Raw genomic sequence first — 11,450 nt, 5'->3', positions numbered from 1 at the left:
AGTATTTGATTCTACTACCAGGCTTTTTCAAGGGCTGGGAGCAACTTTATTTAATAAACCCCTATTTTCAGTGGGTTATTTAGTAGGTTTGAGGTCACGACCCAGTAAAAAGATTTCCGAGGACTTGGCTCTAGAAGCCTTTGGCTTTCTGGAGGCAACTGTTTTAAAGACCTTTTTAAAGGATTCCACAATCTGGCTATAGCCACTGCCATTGAAGCACTTGATCAACAAGGCCCCCTCTGGTTTGAGGTGCTGTACCGAGAAATCCAAGGCAATTTCAGCCAAAAAGGCCATACGAGCGGCATCAGCCACGCCTACGCCAGAGAGATTAGGCGCCATATCTGACAGGACTAGATCTACTTTACCGCCTGCATCCGCCGGCAAAAGAGCTTCAAGTGCCTTCAAACCATCATCCTCACGGAAATCACCCTGAATAAAGGAAACGTCCGCAATGTCTTCCATGGGCAGGATATCAATCGCAATAATGATTCCATCCGGCTTGCCAGATTCGATATTGGGATTATTTTTGCCAAGTTCAGTCAGGCGATTACGGGCGTACTGAGACCAGCTCCCAGGAGCGCTCCCGAGATCCACAATAGTCATACCCGCTTTGATGAGTCTGTCTTGCTCGTCTATCTCGCTGAGCTTATAGACGGCTCGTGCACGATAACCCTCTTTTTGGGCCATCTTCACATACGGATCATTTAGGTGATCTTGCAACCAACTTTTATTAAATTTATTCTTTGCCACAACTTACCCACTTTCGGCGTCCATTTTCCTTGTTTACGCCCTGTAAGGCAAAGGGAATCGACTTAAAACGTCTTGATTAGAGCTTATATATGGGCGATAGCCCCGTTTTACAAGTCCTAATGCTCTATCATCGAGCCCATGACTGCACTTACTATTACCCCCGCACAACGCAAATCCCTTAAAACCGATGCCCATGACCTCAGTCCAGTCGTCATGATTGGAGGCGATGGCCTGACCCCTGCGGTCATTAAAGAGGCGAAGTTAGCTATTTCTCACCACGGCTTGATTAAAGTTCGCGTCTTTGGCGACGAGCGTGAAGCGCGCATCGCTATCTATGAAGAGCTCTGCGACAAGCTTGGCGCAGCGCCAGTTCAGCACATCGGTAAATTACTGGTGCTTTGGAAGCCAATTGACATCGTTGATGAGGCCTTATCCAATTTAGGTAGATCTAGCAAGCAAACCAAAAAATCCTTGCAAGCTCCACGCACGAAGCGTCAGCCAAATCGTGTGGTGGCAAAAACAGGTGTTCGCACTAGCACTTCCGAGAGATCTGATAGGCGCTCCGCTTCCAACAAGTCGCCATTTGAAAGAGCGGCTGCTGTGAAAAGCGCCACTCCTAAGAAACGCGTTCTGCGCGCTGATGCCGCTGAATCCAAGATTGGTTGGTCATCACCAGGCTATCGCAAAGCAGTTGCAGCTCCTGCCCCGATCAAGAAACGCAAAGCACGCATGAGCAGCACCAAGAAAAAATCATTGGGCTCTTAAGCCGTTCGGAAGTATTTAGGGTACTGCGCATTAATACTGAACGCCGCTAGTCGGCGTTTTTTTATTGCTGATGATTTTTGCTCAGTCGCCAAACTAAAAATATCCCCAAGAAACTTTGCAGCATAAACAGAATGCTAGAGACACCATGCAATCTAGAAAATAAGGTTGCAGAGGGAGAAAGCATGACCGGCATACCTTGAGCTAAAGCGTTATCTCTTAAGGAGTTCATCCATGGGATGAAGATAAATGCAGCGGCGATTGAACAAATCAGCATTGCCAATAGTAGCCAGCGTATCAACCTAAATGGGTTTAGGCCACGAGCAACTAAAAGATTGGCAAGCGCCATCAAGCCGATACAGACAATCAAGCTGAGGTAGGCTTCTATTCTAAAGATAGTACCGGCAACCATTCCAGCTGCCTGGCGATCAGTCATGGTGCTAAAGATGGCTGGAGCAACCAGATAACCTACCGTGAGTAAGCTGCCTACCCATAAGCCTGCAATCAAAATGAAAAGCCTTTGGGCACCCAGATAATTAGGAGCATCCAAAGGCTTCATCTCTGATTACTTGAGAATATTAGATGTAACGAACCGCAAGAATTTCGACTTCGCGATTACCACCAGGCGCCTGAACCGCAACTACATCACCCTCTTCTTTACCAATCAAGGCACGTGCAATTGGTGAACTAATGGAAATCTTATTGAACTCAATATCCGCTTCGTCGTCACCCACGATTTGGTAAGTGAGCTTGGTGCCATCTTCAAGATCCTCGAGATCAACAGTTGCACCAAACACGATGCGTCCGTTTACATCGAGGCTAGCTGGGTCAATGATCTGTGCAGCAGAAAGCTTGCCTTCCAACTCCTGAATACGACCTTCAATAAAGCCTTGCTTTTCTTTAGCAGCATCGTACTCAGCGTTCTCAGAAAGATCGCCTTGGGCACGTGCTTCTGAGATCGCAATAATCACGGATGGACGCTCAACATGCTTAAGACGATGCAGCTCTTCTTTGAGAAGTTCTGCGCCATGCTTAGTAATTGGAATTGTGCTCATGCTTCTAACCTAACTTAAATTAATTGAGAGTCTTATGCAGATTCTGTAAAGAATACACTTCAAGAGACTCTTTGTTGCCATTTTGCGAAGTCATCAAACCATCCATTACTGCACGCGCCGCACTAATCGTGGTGTAGTAAGTCACGTTATTAGCTTGTGCGCTAGTACGAATGGAGCGTGAATCCGCAATCGCAGTACGGGTCTCGTCAACAGTAGTAAATACGAGTGAGATCTCACCATTCTTGATCAAGTCAACAATGTGTGGGCGACCGTCCTTCACTTTGTTCACTACGCGTACTGGTAAACCAGCCGCTTCAATAGCCGCAGCAGTGCCTTTAGTGGCCACCATGGGGAAACCCAACTGATGCAAAAGCTTAGCTACTTCAACCGCTTTAGGCTTATCGCTATCTTTCACCGTCAGCACCACCGTTCCACTCTTAGGCAACTTAATACCAGCGCCTAACTGAGATTTAAATAGTGCTTCACCGAAAGTTTTGCCAACACCCATCACTTCACCCGTTGAACGCATCTCTGGTCCAAGAATCGGATCAATACCTGGGAACTTGTTAAATGGGAATACGGCTTCTTTAACCGAGAAGTAAGCAGGTTTGACTTCGTTCTTGATGCCCTGCTGCTCTAGGGTCTGGCCAACCATACAGCGAGCAGCAATCTTGGCTAATTGCAAACCAGTCGCCTTCGATACAAATGGCACAGTACGAGAAGCACGTGGGTTTACTTCGAGAACGTAGATGACGTCTTTGCCATCGACATTCTGAATCGCAAACTGCACGTTCATCAAGCCAATCACGTTCAAACCTTTAGCCATGGCTGCAGTTTGACGTTTGATTTCTGCAATCGTCTCATCAGACAAAGAATATGGTGGCAATGAACAAGCTGAATCACCCGAGTGAACTCCGGCTTGCTCAATATGCTCCATCACACCGCCGATGAATACCTGCTGACCATCACTAATACAGTCGACGTCACACTCAATCGCATCATTTAAGAAACGATCTAGTAAGACTGGTGAGTCATGAGAAACCTTAACCGCCTCGCGCATATAGCGCTCGAGATCGCGACCATCATGAACGATTTCCATTGCACGACCACCCAATACATAGGAAGGACGAACTACCAATGGATAACCAATTTCTTCTGCAAGCTTGAGCGCCTCATCTTCCGCACGTGCGGTACGGTTAGGCGGCTGACGCAAGTTCAACTCATGCAATAACTTCTGAAAGCGCTCGCGATCTTCCGCAGCATCGATCATGTCAGGCGAGGTCCCAATAATCGGCACACCATTGGCCTCGAGATCCAATGCCAACTTCAAAGGAGTCTGACCGCCGTACTGCACGATCACGCCTTTCGGCTTTTCGATCGCGACGATCTCCAGCACATCTTCTAGCGTTAATGGCTCAAAATACAAACGATCAGATGTGTCGTAATCAGTAGAAACGGTTTCTGGATTGCAATTGACCATGATGGTTTCGTAACCATCTTCGCGCATTGCTAAAGCAGCATGGACGCAGCAGTAGTCAAACTCAATACCTTGACCAATGCGGTTCGGTCCGCCACCTAAAACCATGATCTTGTCTTTAGTGCTTGGCTGAGATTCACACTCGCCATGCTCTGCTTCATAAGTGGAATACAAATAGGCCGTGTTCGTTGAGAACTCGGCTGCGCAGGTATCAACCCGCTTGTAGACAGGCACTACTTTGAGGCGGTGACGCGCTGCGCGAACTGAGGAAGCATCCACTCCCAGCAACTTAGCTAAGCGACGATCAGAGAAACCTTTTTGTTTAATGAAGCGCAACTCAGCAGCAGACAAGCTATCAATCTTGCGTTGCTTGAGTTCAGTCTCCATGGTGACGAGTTCTTCGATCTGCTCCAAGAACCAAGGATCGACTTTAGTCTCGTTGTAAATCTCATCTAAGCCCATACCCATACGGAAAGCATCAGCCAAATACCAGATACGGTCTGGGCCTGGCTCACCAATCTCTTGAATGATATCATCTAGGTCTGTAGAAACTTCATCCAGACCATCAACACCAACCTCTAAACCACGAAGTGCTTTTTGGAAAGACTCTTGGAAAGTACGTCCAATGGCCATTACCTCACCTACGGATTTCATCTGCGTTGTCAGACGAGAATCCGCTTGCGGGAATTTCTCAAACGCGAAACGAGGAATCTTCGTAACCACGTAATCGATTGAAGGCTCAAAGGATGCTGGCGTTGCGCCACCAGTGATGTCGTTCTTCAACTCATCCAAGGTGTAGCCTACCGCAAGCTTTGCTGCAATCTTCGCAATAGGGAAGCCCGTCGCTTTTGAAGCCAGGGCAGATGAACGAGAAACGCGTGGGTTCATCTCAATGACAATCATGCGACCATCAACTGGATTGATGGAGAACTGTACATTTGAACCACCAGTATCAACACCAATCTCACGCAATACCGCAATCGATGCGTTTCTTAGAATTTGATACTCTTTATCCGTCAATGTTTGTGCAGGAGCAACGGTGATCGAATCTCCAGTATGAACACCCATGGGATCTAAGTTTTCGATTGAGCAAACGATGATGCAGTTATCGGCGCGGTCACGCACCACTTCCATCTCGAACTCTTTCCAACCCAAGAGAGACTCCTCAATCAAGAGTTCACGAGTTGGCGACAAATCCAAACCGCGCTTGCAAATCTCTTCAAACTCTTCACGGTTGTAAGCAATACCACCACCGGATCCACCCATGGTGAATGAAGGACGAATCACTACCGGGAAACCTGGGCTACCAGTCTCCTGCTGAATGCGTTGCTGTACTTCATGCGCTTCGTCCATCGAGTGTGCAATCCCAGACTTCGCAGAGCCCAGACCAATTTTGGTCATCGCATCTTTAAACTTCAGACGGTCTTCTGCTTTATCAATCGCCTCTGGTGATGCGCCGATCAATTCGCAACCGTATTTTTCGAGAACACCATGACGATGCAAATCGAGTGCACAGTTCAAGGCAGTTTGACCGCCCATCGTTGGCAAAATCGCATCTGGTTTTTCTGTGGCAATAATGCGCTCCACTACCTCCCAGGTAATTGGCTCGATGTATGTCACATCCGCCATTTCTGGGTCAGTCATGATGGTCGCAGGATTGCTGTTTACCAGAATGACTTTGTAACCTTCGTCACGCAAGGCTTTACAAGCTTGTGCACCGGAATAGTCAAACTCACAGGCCTGACCAATCACAATTGGGCCAGCACCAATAATGAGGATGCTCTTAATGTCGCTACGCTTAGGCATTATTTGCCTCCCTTATTACCAACAGCGGCAGCATTCATTAGCTCCACAAAACGATCAAATAAATAGGCAATGTCATGAGGACCCGGTGAGGCCTCAGGGTGACCTTGAAAACACAAGGCCGGCTTGTCTTTCCAGGCAAGTCCTTGCAACGATCCATCAAATAAAGAAACGTGCGTCACGCGAATATTGTCGGGCAAGGTATTTGCGTCAACAGCAAAGCCATGGTTCTGCGAAGTAATAGCTACGCGCCCAGTATCCAAATCTTTTACAGGATGGTTTGCACCATGGTGACCGAACTTCATCTTCAAAGTTTTAGCGCCAGCGGCCAAGCCCATGATTTGGTGACCCAAGCAAATACCGAAAGTCGGAACACCCTTCTCAATAATTTCTTTTGCAGCGGCAATTGCGTAATCACAAGGACCGGGATCTCCAGGGCCATTCGAGAAGAACACGCCATCGGGGTTCATCGCCAATACTTCAGCTGCGCTCGTTTGTGCCGGCACAACCGTGAGTTCACAGCCACGCTCGGTGAGCATGCGCAAGATATTGCGCTTCACACCAAAGTCATAAGCAACGACTTTTTTGATTGGCTTGCTGGTATCCAAAGTTTTATATGCTGGCTTGCCATCAGGGCCATGCAAATCCCACTCGGCTTCACGCCATTGATATGAGGCTTTAGTTGTAACGACTTTGGCCAGGTCTAAACCAGCCATGCCAGGGAAGGCTTTAGCCAATTCCAGAGCTTTCTTGCCAAGGGTCTCTACGTCATCACCCATCTTGCCAGCAACAATCGCGCCAGATTGGGCACCTTTGTCACGCAGGATACGAGTGAGCTTACGGGTATCAATCCCAGAAATACCAACCACGCCGGCTTTCGTGAGATAGCTATCGAGAGTCTCTTCGGAGCGGAAATTCGATACACGCCTTGAGAGGTCTTTTACGACCAAACCAGCAGCATGAATCTGATCTGATTCGGCATCTTGACCGTTTACCCCAACGTTACCGATGTGGGGATAGGTCAAGGTCACGATTTGGCGTGAGTAACTAGGATCAGTAATGATCTCTTGATAACCAGTCAGTGCAGTATTGAAGACCACTTCGCCGGTAGTTTCGCCAGGGGCGCCAATGCTAAGACCGGGAAATAATGTGCCGTCGGCTAAAGCCAACACGGCGGGAGGAAAAGAAGGAAGCAAGGGTGACAAACCATCTCCAGTCCCTGCTCCATCCGACGCTCAACACCCCAAAAAGACCAACCCAGGACTGTTTGTGCGGGAGGTGAGTGTCTTTAAGCGCTAGGGTAATTTATTAAGTTTTGAACCTAGTAATCATACCATTTTTGCGTATAAACCCTTGGATTCCCAGCCAATTGGGCTTAGAAGGTAATAAGCCCCTCAGTCTTAATACTGAGGGGCTTATTTTTACTAATACTGAGCTAGCTTAAGACTTCGCGCTTTGCTCGATGATGGTCTTAATTTGAGCCAAAACAGTTTGATCTTCCATGGTGCTAATGTCACCAGGATCGCGCCCTTCAGCAACGGCTTGAAGTGCACGGCGAACGATCTTGCCAGAACGGGTCTTAGGCAAGGCAGTGACCACATAAACGCGACCTGGACGAGCAATCGCGCCCAATGTAGTGTCCACGGTCTTCATGCACTCTGCTTCCAAAGTAGCTGTATTCGAAGAATCCTTTGGAATCACGAAAGCAATAGCCGCTTGGCCTTTGAGCTTGTCCTCAATACCCACCACCGCTACTTCGGAGATGTTTGGATGACTAGAGATACTTTCCTCGATCTCGCGAGTGCCTAAACGGTGACCGGCAACGTTAATCACGTCATCGGTGCGACCCAAGATGAAGAAGTAACCATCTTCGTCCTTAATGCCCCAGTCAAAGGTGGAGTAAATCATCTTGCCGGGAATAGTCTCCCAATAGGTGCTGACGAAACGCTTGTCATCACCCCAAACAGTTTGCATACAACCTGGAGGCAAAGGACCTTCAATCGCAATCACACCTTTTTGATCTGGGCCCAATTCTTCCGAAGTCGCATCATCTAACAACTTCATGTTGTAGCCAAAGGAAGGAACGCCAGGTGAGCCAAACTTATGCGGCATCACTTCTACACCACGCTGAATCGCGAGCATTGGCCAGCCTGTTTCGGTTTGCCAGTAGTTATCCACGATCGGTTTCTTAATCGCATCATGAATCCATGTCGCTGTCGGCTCATCTAATGGCTCTCCCGCCAAGAACAAGGCACGCAAGCTAGAGAGATCGTATTTGGTTAAGAAGGCCGGGTCTTGTTTCTTAAGAACGCGAACTGCAGTTGGAGCAGAGAACATGACTGACACTTTGTACTTCTCTACCAACTCCCACCAAATGCCGGCATCAGGACGCAGTGGTGTACCTTCATACATGATGGTGGCCATGCCGTTAAGCAATGGTGCATAAATAATGTAGCTGTGACCTACCACCCAACCGATGTCTGAGGTACAGAACATCGTTTCACCAGGATTACCGCAGAAGATGTGCTTCATCGTTGAAGCCAGCGCAACTGCATAACCACCGGTATCACGCTGCACACCCTTCGGCTTGCCAGTAGTACCTGAGGTGTAAAGGATGTAAGAGGTATGAGTGGCATCAACCCACTCAATCGGAACTAAATCATTGAGGTGTTTTTGACGCTCAGCAGCGTAATCCAAATCACGGCCAGCAACGGTAGTGAACTCAGTCAAACCGCGATTGACGATCAATACTTTTTCAGGCTTGTAACTAGCCAGAGTAATTGCTTCATCTAGCAATGGCTTGTAAGGAACCGCTTTACCGCCACGAGCGCCCGCTTCTGCAGTCACAATCATTTTTGGTTTTGCATCATCAATACGAGATGCCAAGCTGTGTGAAGCGAAGCCACCAAACACAACTGAGTGAATGGCACCGATACGCGCACAAGCCAACATTGCAAAGCAAGCCTCAGCAATCATCGGCATGTAGATCAATACGCGATCGCCCTTTTGAACACCATTAGCCTTGTAGATTGCAGCCATACGATTGACTTCTTCGTAGAGCTCTTTGAATGTGTAGGCTTTTTCTAAATTGGTTTCCGTTGAAACAGCAACAAGGGCAATTTGATCAGGACGATCCTTGAGATGACGATCGACCGCGTTGTAACAAAGATTAGTTAGACCACCTTCAAACCATTTAGCAAACGGAGGGTTTGCATAATCTAGAACCTTATTAAAAGGCTTTTCCCAATGAATAAGTTTTGCCTGCTCTCCCCAGAAACCATCTGGATCTTTAATGGAGCGTTCGTGTTCTGATTTATAGGACATGGTCAACCTAAATAAGTAAATTAAAGTGTCTGGGCTTATTGAATCTTGCTAGCACCTTTGCTATTTGAAACCTTGGCAGTCGGGCTAGATGCTTTCGCATTAACATTTTTCGCAGATTTTGCAAGCTCTGTCGATGCGGATTTATGCTGAGATGCAGCATTATTTGCAGAAGAATTACCCTTAGTCACCCCTTTTTTTGATTTCACAACGGGGCATTTAGCCCCTTTTGCACATTTTTTAGGCGCCGGAGGTGCAGGCTTATCCAAACTGAGATTGGCATTTTCAGCCATCGCTAGCGAGATATCCCCGGGACGGCGGCTGGTTTTTGGTACTAGCACAGTAGACCCAGAACGAATGCGCATTCCTTTTGGAATACCATTGATTTCCCGCAAGGTGTCAGCATCAACGCCAAGCGTCTTGGCGCACTGATCAACAGACTCAGTTTTGGTTACTTGGACAGCCGCCCAAGAGGAAAGAGGTTTGTTGTACTTCTTGAGATTTGCCTGGAAGATTTCTGCGTGACCAAATGGCAGCAAAATCTGCTGGTTAGCGTTACTCAGGATAACTGGCTTGTTAAAGGATGGGTTCAGGCTATGAAACTCATCCTCAGGAATTTCACTCAACTGAATCACCAAGGCCACATCAATATCGGACCCTACGTCTACCGCCACAAAGTAGGGGTGATTCTCCAGCTCAGGCAACACAATGCCGTAGGCCTGGGGATCTAAAACAATCTGCCGATATGCCATGAGCTTAGGCACATAGTTTCGAGTCTCATTGGGCATTTTGAGACTTAAATAATCCGTTGGCAGTCCTGCGGCAAGATTTCGCTTCTGTGCTTTGGAGACATTACCCGCGCCCCAGTTGTATGCAGCTAAAGCAAGATCCCAGCTACCGAATTGTTTATGCAGACGCTGCAAATAATCCAGCGCTGCATCAGTGGATTGCAGTACATCCCTGCGCTCATCCCTGAAAACGTTTTGCGTTAAGCGAAAATCTTTTCCGGTCGCCGGCATAAATTGCCATAAGCCCATGGCCTTTGCACTAGATTTGGCGTGCGTCACGAATGCGCTTTCGACAAACGGAAGCAAAGCGATCTCCGTTGGCATATTGCGCGTATTCACTTCTTGTACGATATAAAACAGGTAGCGAGATGAGCGAGCCATCGAACGATTGACGTAATCTGGGCGAGCACTCAGCCAACGTACCTGCTCGATTTCGAGCGGCGTATTCATCGGCTCCATCTCAAAGCCATCCCGAATTCGGATCCACAGGTTGCTCGATGGAGTATATAAATCGCTTACAGATTGATTCTGTAAATTCACCCGCTTTGCTTTAACAGCACGCGGATCTTTACGAGTCGGAGTATCGGAAGACCAGTCCCCAGTGCTCGCGCATCCAGAGAGCGCGGCAATCAGCAATATCGCCGCATAGCGCCACAACATCAGAATCGATCCTTCCAAGCCCGAATCACTGCCAAGACATGAGCCGGCGTTGGCAGTAATTTTTCACCTGACACTTCCATTGCTGCATCCATCACAGCCTTCTGATCGCAGCGCATAAAAGGGTTGACTTGCAATTCTTGTCCAATAGTCGTTGGCAAGGTAGGTAGATGTTGATCACGCAAGGCTTTAGCAGTTTGTGCCCAAGTAATGAGATTCGCATTATTAGGCTCAACCGCCAAAGCAAACCGGATATTTGATAAGGTGTATTCATGGGTGCAATACACCAGCGTATTTTTTGGCAAGGCAATGAACTTGTCCAAGGACTGGCTCATCTGCGTTGGGGTACCTTCAAATAAGCGGCCGCAACCAGAAGCAAACAAGGTATCACCACAGAACAACATGGGCTCCACTACATTGGCTTGCATGTTCGCAAAGTAAGCGATGTGGCTTAAGGTATGTCCCGGGACTTCGTACACCTCAAGGCTAATACGGGGCGCAGACACTTCAATCTTGTCACCCTCCAGCATGGCATTAGTGCGGCCCGGGATATCGATCGTGGCAGGCCCATAAACGGGGATGCCTGAGCCATGAGCCTGCAATAAAGCAAGGATGCCGCCAGTATGGTCGGCGTGATGATGAGTAACTAAAATACCCGTCAAAGTCAGCTTTTTTTGTTCGAGATACTGCAATACGGGGGTAGCATCACCCGGATCCACGATCAAGGCAGATTGACCATCATGAATACACCAGATGTAATTGTCATCAAATGCCGGTATCGGCCAAACCTGCAATAAAGTATTCTTCACCATATACCGATGATACCAACCCCACCCT

At 47.9% G+C, this 11,450-nt stretch carries 9 protein-coding genes; 1 reads left to right on the top strand and 8 read right to left on the bottom strand.

Translation table 11 applies throughout. From position 1 onward, the window contains the following. Positions 1 to 75: 75 nt before the first annotated feature. A complete protein-coding gene (locus ICN12_RS01570; protein ID WP_216270332.1) occupies positions 76 to 750 on the bottom strand; it encodes an RlmE family RNA methyltransferase in 675 nt (224 codons plus the stop codon). A gap of 138 nt (positions 751 to 888) precedes the next feature. Here ICN12_RS01570 and ICN12_RS01565 point away from each other — a divergent pair, with 138 nt between their 5' ends. Continuing rightward, positions 889 to 1,515 (top strand): YhbY family RNA-binding protein, encoded by a 627-nt coding sequence (locus ICN12_RS01565; RefSeq protein WP_216270331.1) that lies wholly within the window; start codon positions 889 to 891, stop codon positions 1,513 to 1,515. Positions 1,516 to 1,576: 61 nt separating this feature from the next. On the opposite strand, the gene ICN12_RS01560 is transcribed toward ICN12_RS01565, so the two are convergent. From ICN12_RS01560 to gloB, 7 genes are all read right to left on the bottom strand, one after another. Then, a complete protein-coding gene (locus ICN12_RS01560) occupies positions 1,577 to 2,071 on the bottom strand; it encodes a DUF4149 domain-containing protein (protein WP_216270330.1) in 495 nt (164 codons plus the stop codon). A 19-nt stretch (positions 2,072 to 2,090) separates the two neighbouring features. After that, positions 2,091 to 2,567, bottom strand: a complete 477-nt coding sequence (greA, locus tag ICN12_RS01555) for a transcription elongation factor GreA (protein WP_216270329.1) — start codon at positions 2,565 to 2,567, stop codon at positions 2,091 to 2,093. 19 nt (positions 2,568 to 2,586) lie between these two features. Continuing rightward, the gene (gene carB, locus ICN12_RS01550) at positions 2,587 to 5,850 is read right to left on the bottom strand and encodes a carbamoyl-phosphate synthase large subunit (RefSeq protein ID WP_216270328.1); all 3,264 of its coding nucleotides are present in this window, start codon (positions 5,848 to 5,850) and stop codon (positions 2,587 to 2,589) included. Further along, a complete protein-coding gene (gene carA / locus ICN12_RS01545; protein ID WP_216270447.1) occupies positions 5,850 to 7,043 on the bottom strand; it encodes a glutamine-hydrolyzing carbamoyl-phosphate synthase small subunit in 1,194 nt (397 codons plus the stop codon). Before carA ends, carB begins: the two co-directional genes overlap by 1 nt. A 244-nt stretch (positions 7,044 to 7,287) precedes the next feature. Further along, a complete protein-coding gene (locus ICN12_RS01540; protein WP_216270327.1) occupies positions 7,288 to 9,171 on the bottom strand; it encodes a propionate--CoA ligase in 1,884 nt (627 codons plus the stop codon). Positions 9,172 to 9,206: 35 nt separating this feature from the next. Next, positions 9,207 to 10,616: a transglycosylase SLT domain-containing protein gene (locus ICN12_RS01535; RefSeq protein ID WP_216270326.1), complete on the bottom strand. Its 1,410-nt coding sequence runs from the start codon at positions 10,614 to 10,616 to the stop codon at positions 9,207 to 9,209. Continuing rightward, positions 10,616 to 11,425: a hydroxyacylglutathione hydrolase gene (gene gloB / locus ICN12_RS01530; protein WP_216270325.1), complete on the bottom strand. Its 810-nt coding sequence runs from the start codon at positions 11,423 to 11,425 to the stop codon at positions 10,616 to 10,618. The genes ICN12_RS01535 and gloB overlap by 1 nt, the downstream gene beginning before the upstream one ends. Between the last annotated feature and the right edge of the window lie 25 nt (positions 11,426 to 11,450).

The organism is Polynucleobacter sp. AM-25C3, from assembly GCF_018882335.1.
In the GTDB taxonomy this organism is placed as follows: domain Bacteria; phylum Pseudomonadota; class Gammaproteobacteria; order Burkholderiales; family Burkholderiaceae; genus Polynucleobacter.
Note: the sequence above shows the minus strand (reverse complement) of the source record. Positions and strands in the feature narration are given on the sequence as shown.

Bases quoted from the DNA above. Each gene is read 5' to 3' on its own strand.
- ICN12_RS01540 (WP_216270327.1), bottom strand. From the start codon at position 9,171: ATGTCCTATAAATCAGAACACGAACGCTCCATTAAAGATCCAGATGGT.
- ICN12_RS01560 (WP_216270330.1), bottom strand. From the start codon at position 2,071: ATGAAGCCTTTGGATGCTCCTAATTATCTGGGTGCCCAAAGGCTTTTC.
- ICN12_RS01535 (WP_216270326.1), bottom strand. From the start codon at position 10,616: ATGTTGTGGCGCTATGCGGCGATATTGCTGATTGCCGCGCTCTCTGGA.
- gloB (WP_216270325.1), bottom strand. From the start codon at position 11,425: ATGGTGAAGAATACTTTATTGCAGGTTTGGCCGATACCGGCATTTGAT.
- ICN12_RS01565 (WP_216270331.1), top strand. From the start codon at position 889: ATGACTGCACTTACTATTACCCCCGCACAACGCAAATCCCTTAAAACC.
- carB (WP_216270328.1), bottom strand. From the start codon at position 5,850: ATGCCTAAGCGTAGCGACATTAAGAGCATCCTCATTATTGGTGCTGGC.
- greA (WP_216270329.1), bottom strand. From the start codon at position 2,567: ATGAGCACAATTCCAATTACTAAGCATGGCGCAGAACTTCTCAAAGAA.